Here is an 18,539-nt window from a genome sequence, read left to right as displayed (position 1 = left end):
TGCTCCTGTTCGTTTAATCTTGAGTAAAAGATTAACGCAGCGCATCCTCGGCGCCTAGCCCCCAACCCGTATCAGTCGTAAGTGAATGTAAAACGGGCCCGCAGGCCCGTTTTGACGATTGTGGTGCGGACGATGCTGAAAAACGACTCAGACCGCCTTGGCCAGCTTGGCCGCAATGCCCACGTAGTTCGACGGCGTCATGGCCAGCAACAAGTCCTTCGCTTCCTGCGGAATCGCCAGGGTCAGCACGAACTCGCGCAGCGCATCCTTGGAAATGCCCTTGCCGCGCGTCAGTTCCTTGAGCTGCTCGTACGGGTTGGCAATCCCATAGCGGCGCATCACGGTCTGCACCGGCTCGGCCAGCACTTCCCAGTTCGCATCCAGATCCTGCTCCAGGCGCGCCGCGTTCACCTCCAGCTTGTTCAGGCCGCGCAGGCAGCTGTCGTACGCCAGCAGCGCGTAACCGAAGCCGACGCCGATATTGCGCAGCACGGTCGAGTCGGTCAAGTCGCGCTGCATGCGCGAGACCGGCAGCTTTTCCGCCATGTGCTTGAGCACAGCATTGGCCAGCCCCAGGTTGCCCTCGGAATTTTCAAAGTCGATCGGATTGACCTTGTGCGGCATGGTCGACGAACCGATCTCGCCCGCCTTGGTCGTCTGCTTGAAGTAACCGAGCGAAATGTAGGCCCAGATATCGCGGTTCAGATCGAGCAGGATGGTGTTGGTGCGCGCGATCGCATCGAACAGCTCGGCCATGTAATCGTGCGGCTCGATCTGGATCGTGTACGGATTGAAGGTCAAGCCCAGGCGCTGTTCGATCACGTTCTTCGAGAACGTTTCCCAGTCAAAATCGGGATAGGCCGACAGGTGGGCGTTGTAGTTGCCGACCGCGCCGTTCATCTTGCCCAGGATTTCAACGTCGGCAATGCGCTTGATCGCGCGTTTCAGGCGCGCAACCACGTTCGCCATTTCCTTGCCCAGGGTGGTCGGGCTGGCCGTCTGGCCGTGCGTGCGCGAAAGCATCGGCAGATCGGCGTTGGCATGCGCGATCTGGGTCAGCTTGCTGACCAGGCCCTGCAGCGCCGGCAGCATCACGCCGTCGCGCGCGGCCTTGAGCATCATCCCGTGCGAGGTGTTGTTGATGTCTTCCGAGGTGCATGCAAAGTGAATGAATTCGGTCGCCGCAACCAGTTCCGGCACATCCTTGACCTGTTTCTTGAGCCAGTACTCGACCGCCTTGACGTCATGGTTGGTAACCGCTTCCTCTTGCTTGATGGCGGCCGCGTCGCCTTCGCTGAAGTCGCTGGCCAGCTTGTCGAGCAGGGCGCTCGCTTCAGCCGAGAACGGCTTGAGCTCGGCGAAACCGGCTTGCGACAGCGCCTGCAGCCAGGAAATCTCCACCTTCACGCGATGGTGCATGAAGCCGGCTTCGGACAGGATCGGACGCAGTTTGTCGGTCTTGGCGGCGTAGCGGCCATCCAGCGGGGACAGGGCCGACAGCGTGGAGTAAGGAGCGGTAGAGGTCATGGGAGAGGGCGCTTATGGAGGAATGGATGAGCTGTGTGCATTGCTGCAAAGACCGACATTTTACCACCGGCGGCCTTGTCAAGCCTATGTTGCAAGCGTGTCCGGGCGCCGCTTTGGGGGCCATCGCACGCCGGGCGCGATGCTATACTGTCGGTCAATCGTTCACTCTAAGCATCTATGAAACTCATCGGTTCCACCGCCAGTCCGTTTGTCCGCAAGGTTCGTGTCGTCATGGCCGAGAAAAAGCTCGACTATGATCTCGAACTCGAGAACGTCTGGACGGCCGAAACGAAGATTCATCTGTCCAATCCGCTGGGCAAGGTGCCCTGCCTGATCATGGAAGATGGCAGCTCGATGTACGATTCGCGCGTCATTGTCGAGTACATCGACACCCTCACGCCGGTATGCAAGCTGCTCCCGCCGAACGGACGCGACCGCTCCGACATCAAGGTCTGGGAAGCGCTGGCCGACGGCGTGCTCGATGCCGCCGTCCTGGTGCGCCTGGAAAAAACCCTGCGTCCGGAAGAGCAGCAGAGCGCCGCCTGGATCGAACGCCAGATGGGCAAGGTGCACGCGGGCCTGGCCATCATGTCGGCCAACCTGGGCGAGTCGCCTTTCTGCAAGGGCAACCACTACACCCTGGCCGACGTCGCCGTCGGCTGCGCGCTCGGCTGGATCGCTTTCCGCTTCCCCGAGATCGACTGGCGTACCGACTACCCCAACCTGGCCAAGCTGTTCGACAAGCTCTCCGAGCGCCCATCGTTCAAAGACACGGTGCCGTTCTAAACGCACTGCGCGGCAATGGGTACTTCTCCACCGGACGACGACGCTGCAGGCAGCGCCGCGCAAAAGCGTTTGCAGATGGCCGACATCGCGCGCCTTGCCGGCGTGTCGAAAGCGACCGTGTCGCGCGCGCTCAACCGCAGCCCGCTGGTCAACGAGGAAACCCGCACCCGCATCCTCGAGCTGGCCAGTTCTCTCAAGTACACCATCAATATCGGCGCGCAGAACCTGCGGCTCAAGCAGAACCGCACGGTCGGCGTGGTCGTTCCCTACGATTCGGCGACGCGCCAGCATTTGTCCGATCCTTTTTTCCTGAGCATGCTCGGCAGCCTGGCCGATGCGCTGACCGAGCGCGGTTTCGACATGCTGCTCTCGCGCGTGGACGCCGAGCAGCTCGACGCGGCCGCCATGCCTTTCGATACCGGGCGCGTGATCGGCATTATCCTGATCGGCCAGTGGCGCCATCACGACCAGCTCAACCAGCTGGCGGCGCGCCATGTGCCGATCGTGGTGTGGGGGGCGCAACTGCCGCAGCAGCTCTACACCACGGTCGGCGGCGACAACGTCAGCGGCGGCATGCTGGCCACCGAGCACCTGATCGCGGCGGGCCGCAAGCGCATCGCGTTTTTCGGCGATATCAACCTGCCTGAAGTCGCGCAGCGCTACAGCGGCTATTGCAACGCACTGGCCAGGCATGGCCTGCCGCTCGATCCGCAACTGCGGGTGTCGGTGTCGTTCCTGCCCGAGGGCGGCGAGCAGGCGGTGCGCGAGATCGAGCGCCGCGCCGTGCCCTACGATGCGGCGTTCGCCTGCAGCGACTTGCTGGCCATGACCGCGATTAACACCCTGCGCGCGCTCGGCAAGCAGGTGCCCGATGACGTCGCGGTGGTCGGTTATGACGACATCGAACTGTCCACCTACTTCCATCCACCGCTGACCACGATCCGCCAGCCGATCCGCGCCGCCGGCCAGGCGCTGGTGGGGGCGCTGCTGGCGCTCGTCGAGAGCCAGCCGGCGGGCTCGCTGCAGTTGCCGACCGAGCTGATCGTCCGCGCAACGTCCACCTGATTTTCCGGTTCAAGTAAGTTTTCAACGCTTTCCCGAACAGAATGTAATCGATTGCACTTTTCCACGATCCTGTGGAAAAAAAGCCTCATGGGCAGGTAGTGGATTGTTATGCAATCGATTGCATTAAAAAATTGCCTGAGTCATAATCTGCTCGCACACACCAATAAGCGCCGCTCGACGGCGCACCCCCTACCGGAGGAGACTATGACAATCCAGACCACCCGCATGGCCACGGCCGTGTCCATCGCGCTGCTTCACATCGGCGCCGCCGCCCAGCAAACCCCGTCCGCCGAGGCGAGCGCCACCGACGGCCTGAACATGGAGCGCGTCGTCGTCACCGGCACCAGCGGCGGCGCGTCGAAAATGAAGTCGAGCGTCTCGGTGAGCACGATGGAGCTCGACGCCGTCCTCAAGACCGCGCCCACCAGCGCCGCCGACGTGCTGCGCTCGATCCCGGGCGTGCGCTCGGAGTCGTCCGGCGGCGAAGGCAATGCCAACATTTCGGTGCGCGGCGTGCCGGTCTCGGCCGGCGGCGCGCGCTACGTGCAGATCCAGGAAGACGGCTTGCCGGTGCTGCAATCGGGCGACTTCAACTTCATTACGCCCGACAGCTACGTCAAGATCGATGGCAGCCTCGATCACCTGGAAGTGGTGCGCGGCGGCTCCGCATCGACCCTGGCCAGCAACGCGCCGGGCGGCATCATCAATTTCATCAGCAAGACCGGGGTCGAGAAGGGCGGCAGCGTCGGCCTGACCAAGGGCCTCGATTACGACACCACGCGGGTCGACTTCGACTACGGCGCGCCCTTGTCGGACAAGACGCGCTTCTTCGTGGGCGGCTTTTACCGGTACGGCGAGGGGATCCGCAAGACCGGCATGAACAGCGAACAGGGTGGCCAGATCCGCGCCAACGTCACCCATGAGATGGATCAGGGTTTCATCCGGTTCTCGTTCAAGCACCTGAACGACAAGACGCCGGCCGGCCTGCCGGTGCCGGTCCAGGTGAGCGGCAAGGTCATCTCCGCCATCCCCGGCATCGACCCGCGCGACGCGAGCTTCTATTCGCCGCACTGGGTGCGCGACGTCACGCTCGCCAAGGACAACGGCCAGGTATCGAGCGATGTGAACGATGGCCTGGCGGTCAAGAGTACCGCCATCGGGATCGAAGCGCAGTTCAGGCTGGGCGACGGCTGGAGCGTGAGCGAGAAACTGCGCTGGTCGGACAACACGGGCCGCTTCATCGGCGTCTTCGCGGGCAATAACGGCAGCATCGGCGAGTACACCTTCGCCACCGGGCCGCATGCCGGCAAGGCGTACAGCGGCCGTGCCTTTTCCGCGGTGGTATTCAATACGTCGATCGACGACGCCGGCGCCGTGTTCAACGACACCCGGCTGTCGAAGACCTTTACGCCGGGCCAGGGCACCAGGCTGACTGCCACCGCCGGTCTGTACCTGTCGGTGCAAAACCTCGGGCTGACCTGGAACTTCAACGAATACCTGATGCAGGCCAGCGGCGACCAGCCGGCGCTGCTGCGCACCGCCAGCGCCACGCCCGGCCTGGTCGGACCGGCGTTCGGCGCCTGCTGTTCGCGCGCGGTCGACATGCAATACAAGCTGACCTCTCCTTACGTGAACCTGGGCCTCGAGCGCGGCGCACTCAATGTCGATGCCAGCCTGCGGCGCGACATGCAAAGCGCCAGCGGCAGCGCCAACATCGCCACCGGCGCCGCGCGCTACGACCCGGCCACGGCGCAGCAGGTCGACTATGACGTCGCGCGCACCTCGTATTCGGTGGGCGGCAACTACAAGCTGGCCACCGGTCTGGCCGTGTTCGCGCGCGCCAGCGACGGCGTCGCCTTCAATGCCGACCGCATCCTGTTCGGCTCTCCGCTGGACGGCAGCGCGCCGATCAGCATCAACACGGTCAAGCAGCTCGAAGGCGGCGTCAAATGGCGCAAGGGCGGCATCAGCACCTTCGCCACCGTCTTCCAGGCCAGGACGCGCGAATCGAATTACGAGGCGACGACGCAGCGCAGTACCGCCAACAGCTACGACGCCAAGGGCGTCGAGCTGGAAGCGGCCTACAACGGCGGCGCGTTGCGCGTGGCCGGCGGCCTGACCTACACGCATGCCAAGATCACCGCCACCGCGCCCGGCGGCGAAGCCGTCATCGGCAATACCCCGCGGCGCCAGGCCAAGGTGGTGTACCAGCTCACGCCGAGCTATGTCATGGGGGACGCCAGCTTCGGCGTGAGCGCGATCGGCACCGGAAAATCGTGGGCCGACGACGCCCACACCATCATCATGCCGGCCTACGCGGTCGTGCATGGCTTCTTCAATTACCAGTTGGGCGAGCGTACCCAGCTCGCGCTGAGCGCGAACAACCTGTTCAACAAGATCGGCTACACCGAAGTCGAAGGCGACGGCCATGCCGCCCGTTCGATCAGCGGCCGTGCGATCAAGGCCAGCATCAGGTACGCATTCTAAGCCCCGCCGCGGCCGGCGCGTCCACCCTTGCGCCGGCCGCGGCTTTTTTTTTGGCCACCATGACCACTTTCTCACCGCAGCAGCGCATGCTCGACGCGCTGCCTCTTCACCTGCGCGAGCAGGCGGCGCAGCGCTACGCCCGGCACGCGCCGGTATTGCTGGACCGCCTGCAGCGGCTGTACGGCCACCGCGCCGATTTTCACGCGTGGTACGCGGACCTGATGGGCGCCGTCGGCGCGCTGCACGGCGCGCGTTCGCCCGAACTGCTGGCGCTCGACGCCCGGCGCGCCGCCGATCCCGCCTGGTTCGCCGGCCAGCACATGCTCGGCTACAGCGCCTACGTGCAGCAGTTCGGCGGCAGTCTGCGCGGCGTCATCGGGCGCATCGCGCACCTGCGCGAGATGGGTGTGACTTATCTGCACCTGCTGCCCTTCCTGCGCCCGCGCGCCGGCGAGAGCGACGGCGGCTTCGCGGTGGCCAGCTTCGACGAGGTCGATCCGGCCCTCGGCACCGGGGCCGACCTGCTGGCCCTGACGGCGGCGCTGCGCGACGCCGGTATCAGCCTGTGCTCCGACCTGGTGCTCAATCACGTGGCCGACGATCATGCCTGGGCGCTCGGCGCCAAAGAGGGCGACGTGGCGCTGCGCGATTACTTCCATGTCTTCCCCGACCGCGAACAGCCGGACCGCTACGAACAGACGGTGGGCCAGATTTTTCCCGAGGCGGCGCCCGGCAACTTCACCTGGGTCGATGCGATGCAGGGCTGGGTGTGGACCACGTTCTATCCGTTTCAATGGGACCTGAACTACGCCAATCCGCAAGTGCTGTCGGCGATGGTCCAGAGCCTGCTGCGCCTTGCCAACCGCGGCGTGGAGGTGTTCCGGCTCGATTCGACCGCCTTCCTGTGGAAGCGCGAGGGCAGCGACTGCATGAACCAGCCGGAGGCGCACCAACTGCTGCAGGTGCTGCGCGCGATCGTGGAAATCGCCGCGCCCGGCGTGCTGCTCAAGGCCGAAGCCATCGTGCCCACGCGCGAGCTGCCCGCCTACTTCGGCGCTGCGGGCGGCGCGGCGCGCGAGTGCCACCTGGCCTACCACAGCACCCTGATGGCGGCCGGCTGGGCCGCGCTGGCCGAACAGGACGCCGGCCTGCTGCGCGCCGTTGCCGCCGCCACGCCGGCGCTGCCGCCGGCCGCCAGCTGGCTGACCTATGTGCGCTGCCACGACGACATCGGCTGGAACGTGCTGCGCGCCGAGGCGGGCGCGCCGCGGCTGGCCGCCATCGCCGATTTTTACCGGGGCGGCGACAGCGCCAGCTTCGCCGCCGGCGTGGCGTTCCAGACCAGCGCCGGGCGCGCCGTGCATGGCACCAACGGCAGCGCCGCCGCGCTGGCGGGCCTGGAGACGGCCCAGGGCGCGGAGCAGGAGGCATACGCGCTGCGGCGCCTGATGCTGCTGCATGGCCTGGCGCTGGCTTTCGGCGGCTTGCCGATGCTGTACATGGGCGATGAACTGGGCATGCAAAACGATCACACGTATCTCGGCGACGCCGGGCGCGCGCGCGACACGCGCTGGGTGCAGCGCGCACCGTTCGACCAGCTGCGTTACGCGCAGCGCCACGATCGATCGAGTCCGGCCGGGCGCGTGTTCGGCACCCTGTGCGCGCTGCTCGAACGGCGGCGCGGCTTGCCGATGCTGGCCGCCGGTGCGCCGCGCGCGCTGCTCGAGACGCCATACCCCGCCTTGCTGGCGCTCACGCGCGGCGAGCGCTTTCTGAGCCTGTCGAATTTTTCGGCGCAGCCGCTCTCGTTCAGCCTGTCCGCCATCGGCGCGGGGCAGTGGCCGGGCGCGGGCGACGCCATCGCGCTGGCGCCGTGGGACATGCTGTGGCTGGAACGCCCCGCGTAATATGATCATTAACGATGGATCAAGTTGAAGGAAGGCCGCAGACATGGATATGGTGACAGGACCGATCGTGGTGTTCGGAGAGGCGCTGGTCGACGATTTTCTTACCGAGCAGGTGGTGGGCGGCGCGCCCTTCAACGTGGCGCGCAACCTGGCGGCGTTCGGCAGCGCGCCGTTGATGGTCACGCGCATCGGCGACGACCCGGCCGGCGTGCTGCTGCGCGCGCAGTTCGAGCAGTTCGGCCTGGCGCAGCAGGGCTTGCAGTTCGACGCCACCGAGCCGACCGGACGCGTGCTGGTCGAACGTGGCGATGACGGTCATCGTTTCACCATCTTGCCCGACCAGGCCTACGACCGCATCGACAGCGCCGCCGCGCTGGCCGCCGCCGGCACGCCATCGACCGTCTATTTCGGCACGCTGGCGCAGCGCCACCCGACCTCGCGCGGGGCGCTGCGCGCGCTGCTGCGCGCCAGCGACGCATTGCGCTACCTGGACCTGAATGTGCGCAAAGGCCAGGTCAGCGAGCGCTGCGTGTTCGAGTCGCTGCACGAGGCCGACATCGTCAAGGTCAACGAAGAGGAGCTGCAAGACCTGTTCAGCTGGTACACCCACACGCGCCACGACACCGGCGACATGGGCAGCAGCGGCGTGCGTGGCGCATGCGCGGCCTTGATCCGCATCTTCTCGCTCGAAGCCCTGATCGTCACGCTCGGGCCGCGCGGCTCGGTGTACTTCGGCGCCGGCGGCGCCACCCTGGTCCATGCCGATACCGTCAAGCCGGCGCGCATGGTCGACACGGTCGGTGCCGGCGACGCCTTTTCGGCGCTCTTTTTGCTGGGGCGCGAGCGCGGCTGGCCGCTCGAGCTCACGCTGGCGCGCGCCAACGAGTTTGCCGGCGCCGTCTGCGCCATCCCCGGCGCGGTGCCGGCCGGGCGCGCCTTTTACGCGCCCTACATCGCGCGCTGGCTTGCCGACTGATCCCACGAAAGAGCACCATGTCGACCACCAAACCCACCTTGTCGTTCTGGCAGATCGTGAACATGAACGTCGGATTTTTCGGCATCCAGTTCAGCTTCGGCCTGCAGCAAAGCAGCATGAGCCCGATCTACAACTACCTCGGCGCCGACGAGGCCAGCCTGCCCTACCTGTGGCTGGCCGGCCCGGTGACGGGCCTGATCGTCCAGCCCATCGTGGGCGCCATGAGCGACCGCACCGTCACGCGCTGGGGGCGGCGTACGCCATACTTCCTGCTCGGCGCGATCCTGTGCAGCATCGGCCTGCTGTTCATGCCGTTCAGTCCCACCCTGTGGATGGCCGCCAGCCTGCTGTGGATCCTCGACGCGGCCAACAACGTGACGATGGAGCCGTACCGCGCTTTCGTGAGCGACAAGCTCGATCCCGCGCAGCATTCGCTGGGCTTCATGACCCAGAGCGCGTTCACGGGACTGGGGCAGACCCTGGCCTACCTGACACCGTCGCTGCTGGTGCTGGCGGGGATGAACAAGGATGCCGTCAACGCCAGCCAGATCCCGCACATCGTCATCGCCGCCTTTTTGATCGGCGCGGTGCTGTCGATCACGTCGGTGCTGTGGACACTGAAGACCACCAGGGAGCATCCCCTGAGTGCGCGCGAAGTGGCGGCGATCCGCGCCCAGCCGCAGGGCTTCACGCACACCCTGCGCGAGATCGGCAGCGCGATGCGCGAGATGCCGCCGACGATGAAGCAGCTGGCGCTGGTCAAGCTGTTCCAGTGGTACGCGATGTTCTGCTACTGGCAATACATCACGCTGTCGCTGGCCACCACCCTCTACGGCACCACCGATCCGGCCTCGCAGGGCTTTCGCGACGCCGGGCTGCTCAATGGCCAGATCGGCGCGTTCTATAACTTCGTTGCCTTTGTCGGGGCCTTTGCGCTGGTGCCGTACACGCGCCGCCACGGACCGAAGGTCATGCATTGCCTGTGCCTGGCGCTGGCCGGCATTGGCATGCTGGCGATTCCGCAGATCCGCTCGCCCGCGCTGCTGCTGATACCGATGGTGGGTATCGGCCTGGCCTGGGCCAGCATCATGGGCAACCCGTACATCATGCTGGCCGGGAGCATTCCGCCGGAGCGCACCGGTGTCTACATGGGCATCTTTAACATGTTCATCGTGATCCCGATGATCATCCAGATTATCACGCTGCCGCTGTACTACCGCAGTTGGCTTGGCGGCAATCCCGAGAACGTTATAATGCTTGCCGGCGCCCTCATGCTGTGCGCGGCGGCAGCTGTGCTGCGCGTAAAGGTCGATCAACCGCGGCGCGCCGATGCGCCGCCCGCGCCGTCCGCGCTCGCCGGCTCGAAGCCATAGGCGTTCCGGGCGCCGCAATGCGCAAGGAATGCAGAGTATGACAACCGTGGTGTATGGCGAGGCCCTGGTCGACGACTTTTCGAGCGAACAGGTGGTGGGCGGCGCGCCGTTCAACGTGGCGCGCCACATGGCGGCGTTCATGTCGCCGCAGCTGGCGATCACGCGCATCGGCAACGACCGTAACGGCGCCGTGGTGCGCGCCGAGTTCGAGCGCTTCGCCATGTCCGACGCCGGCCTGCAGCTCGATCAGATGGAAGAAACCGGGCGCGTGGCGGTCGAGCGCCATGTGCGCGGTCACCGCTTCGTGATCCTGCCGGGCCAGGCCTACGATTACATCAATCCCGAACAGGCGCTGGCCGCGATGGAGTCGGTGGATGCGTCGGCGATCTATTTCGGCACCCTGGCGCAGCGCTGTCCGCGCTCGCGCGACACCTTGTATGCGCTGCTCGATGCCAGCAACGCCACGCGTTACCTCGACCTGAACCTGCGCGAAGGCCAGTTCGACGAGCGCTGCGTGTTCCACTCGCTGCACGCGGCCGATATCGCCAAGGTCAACGAGGAAGAGCTGCAGTCGCTGTTTGCGTGGTACGTCGATATCCATCCATCCTCGCCGCCGCTGGAAGGCGACGAGGTACGCGCCGCCTGCGCGCTGCTGGTGCAGTTGTTCGCACTGGAAGCGCTGATCGTCACGCTGGGGCACCGCGGCTCGGTGTACTTCGGCGCCGACGGCACGGTACTGGTCCATCGCGATAATCCGCTGCCGCCGTTCGTGATCGATACGGTGGGGGCGGGCGATGCGTTTTCGGCGATGTTTTTGCTGGGCCGCGTGCGCGGCTGGGAACTTGGCACGACGCTGGGGCGCGCCAACGAGTTTGCCGGCGCGGTGTGCGCGATCCCCGGTGCGGTACCGAGGAGTCTTGCCTTTTACGACAAGTGGGTGGCGCGCTGGCGCGCCGGGTGAGGGAGCGCGCACCGTTACGCTAAAACCGCCGCCCCCGCGCCAAGGCCGCCGAGGGCCGCCTTGGCGCGGGGGCGGCGGATATGGCGGGTGATTAAGCGTGCTCGCCCATCTGGCTTTGCAGGTAGTTCTGGATGCCGACCTTGACGATCAGGTCCAGCTGCGTTTCGAGCCAGTCGATGTGTTCTTCGGTGTCTTCCAGGATCATCAGGAACAGGTCGCGCGTGACGTAGTCGCCGGCCAGTTCGGAAGCGGCGATGCCTTCCTTGACCGTGGCATGCGCCGCTTGCTCAAGTTTCAGGTCGCATTCGATCATTTCCTGGGTCGATTCGCCGATCAGCAGCTTGTGCAGCGCTTGCAGGTTCGGCAAGCCGTCGAGCATCAGAATGCGGTCGATCAGCTTGTCGGCGTGCTTCATCTCGCCGATCGATTCTTCGTATTCCTTCTTGGCCAGCTTTTCCAGACCCCAGTGGCGGTACATGCGCGCATGCAGGAAGTACTGGTTGATCGCGGACAGCTCGTTGGTCAGTTGTGCGTTGAGCAGCCGGATGATGTTCTTGTCGCCCTTCATGGGAGGCTTTCTTTAATGATGGAGAGTATGTCCATCATAGCAAAAAATGAGCCACAACGACGAAAAGCCCCTCGCGGAGCCTTCGTTTTGTTGCTCCCGCACCGATCAGCTGGCGAGCTGGAAGGTCAGCGGGACGATGACGTAGACCGAGACCGGATGGCCATCTTCCACGTGTGGCTTGAATACGGCGCGCAGGGCGGCCTGGCGGCCCGCTTCGTCGAGGCGCGCGGAACCGGACGAGGTTTGCACCTTGACCTGGTCCGGCATGCCTTTTTCATTGACCAGGATGAGCAGCACGACCTTGCCCTGTTCGCCCATGCGCTTGGACATGGTCGGGTACACCGGCTGCGGCGGCTGGATATATTCGACGCCCGAGGTGATCGTTTTCGGGCCGGGTGCCGGCGGGGCCGGCGGCGCCGCCACGGCCACGGGCGCGGCTGGCGCTTCGCTCACGGCAGGGGCCGACGGCGGCGAGGCGGTAATGGTATTCTGGACCGCCACCTGTACTACCGGCGTCGGCGGTACGATGACCTGCGGCGGCGGACGCACCTTGGCGATCGACACGGTTTTCGGCGCGGCGGGCGCGGCCGGCTTGGGTGGCGGCGGCGGGGCGACAAAGGTCACCATCACCGCGTGCGGAATGGCCACGTCGACCATGCGGTGCAGCAGCCCGCTCGAAATCAGGTAGAACAGCACGGCGTGAATGGCGACCACGGCGGCGATAGGGCCGAACTTGGCGCGCAGCTTCGCCACCACGGCAGTGGGATCGCCCATGCCGGGTTCGGTGGAAAAGGTCATTGCGCTCATAGGTATGCTCAGGCTGTTTGCGCCGAGCGGAAGGAGAGCTCGGTGGCGTGGATTTTGCTGTCGAGGTGTTCGTTCAGCACTTGTTTGGCGCAGCTGGCGCATTTGCCGCAGCAAGTGGCCACGCCCAGGTCGCGGCGCAGCTCGGCCATCGACGAGAGGCCGAGATCGACCGCCTGACGAATTTCGCGGTCGGAAATGTTATTGCAAACACAGACGATCATCGAAGCACCTTCCTTTGACTAGGCTTTGCGTTGGCTCAGCGGAAAATCTTGCCGCTTTCACTATAATGAGAATCATTATCATTAAGATTTGTATTCTGTCGGAACTCCAGATCGTTTGCAAGTGGTTTTCTCAAAAAAGGGCCAACTCCAAATAGAAATAAGTCGCATTTACGTTTATGATGCTAGTATCCAACACGATGTAGCGCGAATTCCACTTATCTTAGTGAAGTGACAATATGACTCTTGCCCCCACCCTGATCACGCTCGATGCCCTCGTTCCCGGCCAGAGCGGCACCGTGATCCATATCGCGCCGTGCGCGGCGGACGCGGGCGGCGGTGTCGACGTGTCGCGCCGGCTGATGGAGCTCGGCTTCGTGCCGGGCGAACGCATCCGCATGCTCAAGCGCCTGCCGGGCGGCGATCCGGTGGCGGTCAAGGTGGGCGATTCCACCTTCGCGCTGCGCCGCTTCGAGGCGTCGCTGGTCTCGATCAAACCGGAATAACGGAACAACGGAAATAACAATGGGTGCTGTAGAACCACAAGTCCAGGCAGTGACGCGCACGCCGCTCATTGCGCTGTTGGGCAACCCGAACTGCGGCAAGACTGCCCTGTTCAACCGCCTCACCGGCGCGCGCCAGAAGGTCGCCAATTACGCCGGCGTGACCATCGAGCGCAAGGAGGGCAGTTTCACCTCGCCCGCCGGGCGTGCCTATAGAGTACTGGACCTGCCGGGCGCGTACAGCCTGTCGGCCACCACCCCCGACGAAGCCATCACGCGCGACGTGGTCGGCGGCCTGCGCGCGGGCGAACAGGCGCCCGACGCCGTCGTCTGCGTGGTCAACGCCACCAACCTGCGCCTGAACCTGCGCCTGGTCCTCGAAATCAAGCGTCTCGGCCTGCCGATGGTGCTGGCGCTGAACATGGTCGACGTGGCCAACAAGCGCGGCATCAAGATCGACAGCGCCAGGCTGGCGCGCGAACTGGGCATGCCCGTGGTCGAAACCGTGGCCGTGCAGAGCGGCGGCGAACAGGCCCTGCTCAAGGCGCTCGACCTGATGCCGCAGACGAGCACCGTCAAGGCCGCGCCGCTGTCGGTGATCGATGCCGTGCCGGTCGAAGAAACCCAGCGCGAAGTGCGCCGCATATTAGAGGCGTGCGTCAGCTACGCCAACGATACCGGCAACCTGTCCGAGAAAATCGACGACGTGGTGCTCCATCCCGTGTTCGGCCCGATCCTGCTGGCCGCGCTGATGTTCCTGGTGTTCCAGGCCGTGTTCAGCTGGGCCGCGGTGCCGATGGAATTGATCAGCGGCGGCGTCGAAGCGATCGGCGCCTGGGTCGGCGGCCTGATGGGCGAAGGCGTGCTGCGCAGCCTGCTGGTCGAGGGCATTCTCGGCGGCGTTGGCAGCGTGCTGGTGTTCCTGCCGCAGATTCTGATTTTGTTCTTCTTCATCCTGGTGCTGGAAGACTGCGGTTACCTGCCGCGCGCCGCCTTCCTGCTCGACCGCATCATGGGCGGCGTGGGCTTGTCGGGACGCGCCTTCATTCCGCTGCTGTCGAGCTTTGCCTGCGCCATTCCGGGCGTGATGGCCGCGCGCACCATCCAGAACCCGCGCGACCGCCTGGTGACGATCATGATCGCGCCGCTGATGACGTGTTCCGCGCGCCTGCCGGTGTACGCACTGATCATCGCCGCCTTCATCCCCAACCGCGACGTCGGTGGCGGCTGGATCAACCTGCAAGGGCTGGTGCTGTTCATCCTGTACTTTGCCGGCATCTTCAGCGCCATGGCGGTGGCCTGGGTGATCAAGCGCTTCATGGGCGCGAACACCCATCAGCCGCTGATGCTCGAACTGCCGAGCTACCACTGGCCGCACCTGCGCAACCTGGCGATGGGCCTGTGGGAACGCGCCAAGATCTTCCTGGTCCGCGTCGGTACCGTGATCCTGGCGCTGATGGTGCTGCTGTGGTTCCTGTCGAGCTTCCCCGGCGCGCCGGAAGGCGCGACCCAGCCGCCGATCTATTACAGCATCGCCGGCATGCTGGGCCGCGCGCTGGCCGTGGTGTTCGAGCCGATCGGTTTCGGCTGGCAGATCTGCATCGCGCTGGTGCCGGGCATGGCCGCGCGCGAAGTGGCCGTGGGCGCTCTGGGCACCGTGTACGCGCTGTCGCAGACCGGCGACGAACTGGCCACCACGCTCGCGCCCATCATTTCGCAGTCGTGGTCGATGCCGACCGCGCTGTCGCTGCTGGCCTGGTATGTGTTCGCGCCGCAGTGCATCGCCACCCTGTCCGTGGTGCGCCGCGAAACGGGCAGCGCGCGGTACGCGTTCATCATGGCCGGCTATATGTTCGCGCTGGCGTATGCCGCCTCTTTCATCACTTACCGGGTCGCGATCGCGATGGGAGCCTGACATGCTGGAGAACCTGATCGTTGCAGTTATCGTCGCCGCGGCCGCATGGTATGCGGCGTCGAAATACCTGCCGGCCACGTTGCGGGCCAGGCTGTTCGGCAAGAAGAAGGCATCGGCCGGCTGCGGCAGCGGGTGCAGCAGCTGCGGTTCGTGCGAGGATGCGCCGGCGACGCCACGCATCGATGCGTCAGGGCCACCGTCACAGCGCGTGATCCAGCTCCATCTGAAGTGAGCACGTTCGCCGGGATGCCCCCCATTTATCCCGGTGAACCTCTGATGACTTGTCGCCCATTATCGCGGTCGCGGTTTCCGTGCCTGGGGCGGCTCGGCGTCACCTCCGGCGCGAGCTTTCCCCTGGCGTGATCTTGTAGATCGTCATGTCGGTGGCCACGTAGATTTCGCCGCGCGGCCCCAGTGCCATCTCGGTCAGGTCGTATTGAACCGGACGATTCTGTCGCGGCAGCAGTCCGGTATTGTCAAAACGGAAGTACGTGCTCATCTTGCCATCGGTATCGACCTGCAGGATGCGGGTATTGTCGGTCAGAAAAATGCGGCCTCGCGCATCGACCGCGACCGCGCTGATCTTGCACGACACCGCCCGCGTGACGTTCACAGCGGCCCTGCACGCGGTGTTCGCGCCGCCTGCGCACATGCTGCCGCCAGGCGCGTCCGGGGCGGCAAGTGAACAATCGCCGCCGTGCGTTGCTACCGGTACGGCACGCTCATCGGGCGTGATGCGGTAGACGCCATGCTGGCTGTGCGCCACCACCACGCCGCCGTCCGGATGGGTCGCCATACTGCGGCTTAGCCCCAGCGTGCCGGGCGCGTGCTTGTGCGCGCTGCCGGGAACCGGGAGGCGTATCCGTTTTCCCGTGCCGGAGATTTTGTAGGTGTCATCGTCACCCTGCACGTACAACTGGCCTGCGCGGTCGCTGGCGATGGCAGCGATGTTGATGTACTGGTCGGTGATGCTTTGGTACTCCATGGCGGCGTCGGCATGCGCGAGCCGCGTTACCGTACCATCCGGCGTAATCTTCTTGATGCGTGGGTACCGGATACAACCGTGGTCATCATTGCTGTGATCGGCGACATAGATGTTTCCTTGCCCGTCGGCGCTCAGGGCGTGTGGGATGATCAGGTTGACGCGCTTGAGCGGATCGTCGCTGCGCACGACCTCGCGAATGAATTCGCTGCGTCGCGCGCCGGCGCTCATGACATACACGCGATCCTCGCGTCTTGAACTGACATACAGCGTGCCGCGCGCATCGACGGTCATGCCGTCGATGATGTCCTTGCCATCCTCGATCACTTCCTGCTGCGCCGCCGGCACTGCCCGGCTGCGTTGTTCAGACTGGGCTGCCATGGCAGCCCAGCGCGGCATCTGGCAGGCCGCAGTGGCGATAGCGGCGGCCACCAGCGCCAGGCTCAGGGAAATGCTGCGGCGCTCGCTCGGCTCTGCTGTCATGGAGCTTCCTGTTTCGGCGCAGTCAAATCGATTGGGGTCAGATAGCCGTATTTTCCGGGCACCACGTCGTAGGTGCGCCGGTACGGCGGGTAACCGGTCGCATTGATCGTCAATTCATACCTGCCTTCCTTCAAGCCGACAAACGAAAAAAACGATTTGAACAGGTAATCCTGGCCCGCCACATAGGCTTCGAGGGTGCGGTCCCTGGTGTCCGGGCTTGGTGCGATCTCGCGCCGGTCGGTTCCGTTGGTGAGCACGATGGACTCGATCTGGATGTCGCGGCGGCCCGCGCGAAAGCTGCCGGCCGGATTGTCGGCGGGCGTGACGTCGGCACCGATATAGCCGGACAGCACGCCCTGTGGCGTCAGCTCGAAGCGCAGGGCGGGGATGCCGCCGGTGCCGATGGTGACCTGCGTGCTGGCTGGCGTGGTCTTGAACGCGCGCGCCATCAGGCCGACGTTGTAGACGCCCGGTGGAAAAGGCCCCAGTTCGCGTCCGCTGTCGCGCGTACTGACCGGTAAAACAATCCGCTCGCGCGTCGCATCGCGCGTGGCATCGACGGGCGTGAGCACCAGCACCGGTGCCGATGCCGGCGTCTCGTCCGGCCGCGCGTAGGAGAACGCCACGCGCAAATTGCCCTTGCCCGCCGACCGGCCGTCGCCATCGCGCTGGTCGGCCGCCTTGAGCAGCGCGGCGTATTGGGCGAATACCTGGGGCGAGGACAGGATGCCGACGTGGTCTTCATCGTAGCCAAACACGCGCCGGGCTTCGGACTGGGCGTCCGAGCGCAATTGGCTCGACAGGGTGATGGTGCCGTCATTGCTGGCCGGGCGCAGCAGGCTGTAACGGCCGCCGTGGCCGAACATCAGGTAATAATCAAGCTCGCGCGGGAGCGGCTTTCGGAACAGCGTCTGCACGTAGCGCCCGCCGGCCCGCACATCGTTCCACGACGGGATGACGGCCGGCGAGTACGCCACGCCCTGGTCGGCCAGCGCATCGCCGCCCCACGGCGTCGACAAGGTGACGAACAGTTTGGCGGCCGGGAACTGGTCGCCGTAGTCGGCCAGGAACGAGCGCACCACCAGCCCGCCCATGCTGTGCGCGGTCAGGTAGAGCCGGTCGAAATGGTGGCGCCGCTGCAGGTTACTCAGTTTCCAGTACAGCAGGTAGGACATGGAATCGAGCGAGGAACCGGACGGGTAGTAGAAAATCCATGGCTGGTAGCGGCTGCGGTCCAGGTGCTTGAGGAAGTAGCTCCAGTCCTGCGGCGAGCCGGCCGCGCCGTGCACGAACAGCACCGGCGTCTTGCGCGCATCGTACTCCTCCAGGAAGTAGATATTGCCGCCGACCTCCTTGAAAAAATCGACCGGCGCCCAGTAGCCGCGCCGCCCCGATTCGGCCGACATCAGCGGGTCGTCCAGCCTGGCGATGGCGCCAGCCTGGGTACTGTGCGTTTTTGCCGATGCGCGCGCGGCGACGGAGGTGCCGCGCGGGACGGCACTTTGCGCAGTGGCCGATATCACGACATCGAGGCTCACCAGCGAGCCCGTTCCCGTGGCCCGCACCGGGGCCGCCCCGTATTCGCCGACCGGCTCGCCGGCGTCCAGCGTCAGGTTGCCGTTGGCGTCGCCGAAGGCAAACAGGGCGTAGTCGCCCTTTTGCACAATCAGCTCGTAGCCGCCGGCTTCATGCAGCACGGTGTAGTGCGCGATCTCCAGCCGGCCATTGCGCCGGGTGTATGCGGCGACGACGACCGGTTTGTCCCATGCATCCGCGCTGGAGACATGGCCCGCCAGCACCGTGGACGAATAAAAGGTCTTCGTTTCTTCCTTGAGCTTGACCAGCGAGCACGCGCTCAGGCAGAAACAAAGAAGTGCCAACACCAACCCGTATCGATTTCGCAAGAGACGCCTATTCAACGTAAGCCAAAGGTACTCCCTTATACACAACTATTGGAAGTCCCGGTAGGGCCGGGCCCCGC

Annotated in this window: 16 protein-coding genes; 10 read left to right on the top strand and 6 right to left on the bottom strand. The window is 65.2% G+C overall.

Annotation, left to right across the window (positions count from 1 at the left end; genetic code table 11):
- Nucleotides 1-147: 147 nt before the first annotated feature.
- On the bottom strand, nucleotides 148-1,527 hold the full coding sequence (gene purB, locus RBA40_RS20555; protein ID WP_306649608.1) for an adenylosuccinate lyase: 1,380 nt from the start codon (nucleotides 1,525-1,527) through the stop codon (nucleotides 148-150).
- Nucleotides 1,528-1,704: 177 nt separating this feature from the next.
- On the opposite strand from purB, the gene RBA40_RS20550 reads away from it, so the two are divergent.
- The 7 genes from RBA40_RS20550 (at nucleotide 1,705) to RBA40_RS20520 (ending at nucleotide 11,082) form a co-directional block, all read left to right on the top strand.
- Entirely contained in the window at nucleotides 1,705-2,313 is a 609-nt protein-coding gene (locus RBA40_RS20550) for a glutathione S-transferase family protein (RefSeq protein WP_306649607.1), read from the top strand.
- A gap of 15 nt (nucleotides 2,314-2,328) precedes the next feature.
- Nucleotides 2,329-3,378 (top strand): LacI family DNA-binding transcriptional regulator, encoded by a 1,050-nt coding sequence (locus tag RBA40_RS20545; RefSeq protein WP_306649606.1) that lies wholly within the window; start codon nucleotides 2,329-2,331, stop codon nucleotides 3,376-3,378.
- A 204-nt stretch (nucleotides 3,379-3,582) separates the two neighbouring features.
- The gene (locus RBA40_RS20540; protein WP_306649605.1) at nucleotides 3,583-5,865 is read left to right on the top strand and encodes a TonB-dependent receptor domain-containing protein; all 2,283 of its coding nucleotides are present in this window, start codon (nucleotides 3,583-3,585) and stop codon (nucleotides 5,863-5,865) included.
- Nucleotides 5,866-5,924: 59 nt separating this feature from the next.
- Entirely contained in the window at nucleotides 5,925-7,772 is a 1,848-nt protein-coding gene (locus RBA40_RS20535; protein WP_306649604.1) for an alpha-amylase family glycosyl hydrolase, read from the top strand.
- A 43-nt stretch (nucleotides 7,773-7,815) separates the two neighbouring features.
- Nucleotides 7,816-8,748 (top strand): PfkB family carbohydrate kinase, encoded by a 933-nt coding sequence (locus tag RBA40_RS20530; RefSeq protein WP_306649603.1) that lies wholly within the window; start codon nucleotides 7,816-7,818, stop codon nucleotides 8,746-8,748.
- A gap of 17 nt (nucleotides 8,749-8,765) precedes the next feature.
- Nucleotides 8,766-10,121 (top strand): MFS transporter, encoded by a 1,356-nt coding sequence (locus tag RBA40_RS20525; protein ID WP_306649602.1) that lies wholly within the window; start codon nucleotides 8,766-8,768, stop codon nucleotides 10,119-10,121.
- 37 nt (nucleotides 10,122-10,158) lie between these two features.
- A complete protein-coding gene (locus RBA40_RS20520; RefSeq protein WP_306649601.1) occupies nucleotides 10,159-11,082 on the top strand; it encodes a PfkB family carbohydrate kinase in 924 nt (307 codons plus the stop codon).
- Between the two features lie 91 nt (nucleotides 11,083-11,173).
- On the opposite strand, the gene bfr is transcribed toward RBA40_RS20520, so the two are convergent.
- From bfr to RBA40_RS20505, 3 genes are all read right to left on the bottom strand, one after another.
- Complete coding sequence (gene bfr / locus RBA40_RS20515; RefSeq protein WP_306626246.1) at nucleotides 11,174-11,650, bottom strand: bacterioferritin; 477 nt, start codon at nucleotides 11,648-11,650, stop codon at nucleotides 11,174-11,176.
- 105 nt (nucleotides 11,651-11,755) lie between these two features.
- Nucleotides 11,756-12,457, bottom strand: a complete 702-nt coding sequence (locus RBA40_RS20510) for an energy transducer TonB (protein WP_306649600.1) — start codon at nucleotides 12,455-12,457, stop codon at nucleotides 11,756-11,758.
- A gap of 8 nt (nucleotides 12,458-12,465) precedes the next feature.
- A complete protein-coding gene (locus tag RBA40_RS20505; protein ID WP_167090400.1) occupies nucleotides 12,466-12,678 on the bottom strand; it encodes a (2Fe-2S)-binding protein in 213 nt (70 codons plus the stop codon).
- 236 nt (nucleotides 12,679-12,914) lie between these two features.
- Between RBA40_RS20505 and RBA40_RS20500 the strand changes: the two genes are divergently transcribed.
- The 3 genes from RBA40_RS20500 to RBA40_RS20490 are packed head-to-tail and all read left to right on the top strand — an operon-like array spanning nucleotide 12,915 to nucleotide 15,325.
- Nucleotides 12,915-13,181: a FeoA family protein gene (locus tag RBA40_RS20500; RefSeq protein WP_306649599.1), complete on the top strand. Its 267-nt coding sequence runs from the start codon at nucleotides 12,915-12,917 to the stop codon at nucleotides 13,179-13,181.
- A 19-nt stretch (nucleotides 13,182-13,200) separates the two neighbouring features.
- The gene (feoB, locus tag RBA40_RS20495; protein ID WP_306649598.1) at nucleotides 13,201-15,093 is read left to right on the top strand and encodes a ferrous iron transporter B; all 1,893 of its coding nucleotides are present in this window, start codon (nucleotides 13,201-13,203) and stop codon (nucleotides 15,091-15,093) included.
- Nucleotide 15,094: 1 nt separating this feature from the next.
- Nucleotides 15,095-15,325 carry a hypothetical protein gene (locus RBA40_RS20490; protein WP_306649597.1) on the top strand — a complete coding sequence of 77 codons (231 nt, stop codon included), beginning with the start codon at nucleotides 15,095-15,097 and terminating at the stop codon, nucleotides 15,323-15,325.
- A gap of 99 nt (nucleotides 15,326-15,424) precedes the next feature.
- Here RBA40_RS20490 and RBA40_RS20485 read toward each other — a convergent pair whose 3' ends face one another.
- Both RBA40_RS20485 and RBA40_RS20480 read right to left on the bottom strand, forming a co-directional pair.
- On the bottom strand, nucleotides 15,425-16,558 hold the full coding sequence (locus tag RBA40_RS20485; protein ID WP_306649596.1) for an NHL repeat-containing protein: 1,134 nt from the start codon (nucleotides 16,556-16,558) through the stop codon (nucleotides 15,425-15,427).
- Nucleotides 16,555-18,441, bottom strand: coding sequence for a lipase family alpha/beta hydrolase (locus tag RBA40_RS20480; RefSeq protein WP_306649594.1), 1,887 nt, complete (start codon nucleotides 18,439-18,441; stop codon nucleotides 16,555-16,557). Before RBA40_RS20480 ends, RBA40_RS20485 begins: the two co-directional genes overlap by 4 nt.
- Between the last annotated feature and the right edge of the window lie 98 nt (nucleotides 18,442-18,539).

Source organism: Massilia pseudoviolaceinigra, assembly GCF_030846505.1.
Classification (GTDB): domain Bacteria; phylum Pseudomonadota; class Gammaproteobacteria; order Burkholderiales; family Burkholderiaceae_D; genus Telluria_A; species Telluria_A violaceinigra.
The sequence above is the reverse complement of the archived record's forward strand: the minus strand, read 5'-3'. Positions and strand labels throughout refer to the sequence as shown.

Excerpts from the sequence above, each read along its gene's own strand:
- RBA40_RS20530 (WP_306649603.1), top strand. The coding sequence starts at position 7,816 with ATGGATATGGTGACAGGACCGATCGTGGTGTTCGGAGAGGCGCTGGTC.
- RBA40_RS20525 (WP_306649602.1), top strand. The coding sequence starts at position 8,766 with ATGTCGACCACCAAACCCACCTTGTCGTTCTGGCAGATCGTGAACATG.
- RBA40_RS20500 (WP_306649599.1), top strand. The coding sequence starts at position 12,915 with ATGACTCTTGCCCCCACCCTGATCACGCTCGATGCCCTCGTTCCCGGC.
- RBA40_RS20535 (WP_306649604.1), top strand. The coding sequence starts at position 5,925 with ATGACCACTTTCTCACCGCAGCAGCGCATGCTCGACGCGCTGCCTCTT.
- RBA40_RS20490 (WP_306649597.1), top strand. The coding sequence starts at position 15,095 with ATGCTGGAGAACCTGATCGTTGCAGTTATCGTCGCCGCGGCCGCATGG.
- purB (WP_306649608.1), bottom strand. The coding sequence starts at position 1,527 with ATGACCTCTACCGCTCCTTACTCCACGCTGTCGGCCCTGTCCCCGCTG.
- RBA40_RS20505 (WP_167090400.1), bottom strand. The coding sequence starts at position 12,678 with ATGATCGTCTGTGTTTGCAATAACATTTCCGACCGCGAAATTCGTCAG.
- RBA40_RS20510 (WP_306649600.1), bottom strand. The coding sequence starts at position 12,457 with ATGAGCGCAATGACCTTTTCCACCGAACCCGGCATGGGCGATCCCACT.
- RBA40_RS20540 (WP_306649605.1), top strand. The coding sequence starts at position 3,583 with ATGACAATCCAGACCACCCGCATGGCCACGGCCGTGTCCATCGCGCTG.
- feoB (WP_306649598.1), top strand. The coding sequence starts at position 13,201 with ATGGGTGCTGTAGAACCACAAGTCCAGGCAGTGACGCGCACGCCGCTC.
- RBA40_RS20545 (WP_306649606.1), top strand. The coding sequence starts at position 2,329 with ATGGGTACTTCTCCACCGGACGACGACGCTGCAGGCAGCGCCGCGCAA.
- bfr (WP_306626246.1), bottom strand. The coding sequence starts at position 11,650 with ATGAAGGGCGACAAGAACATCATCCGGCTGCTCAACGCACAACTGACC.
- RBA40_RS20485 (WP_306649596.1), bottom strand. The coding sequence starts at position 16,558 with ATGACAGCAGAGCCGAGCGAGCGCCGCAGCATTTCCCTGAGCCTGGCG.
- RBA40_RS20550 (WP_306649607.1), top strand. The coding sequence starts at position 1,705 with ATGAAACTCATCGGTTCCACCGCCAGTCCGTTTGTCCGCAAGGTTCGT.
- RBA40_RS20520 (WP_306649601.1), top strand. The coding sequence starts at position 10,159 with ATGACAACCGTGGTGTATGGCGAGGCCCTGGTCGACGACTTTTCGAGC.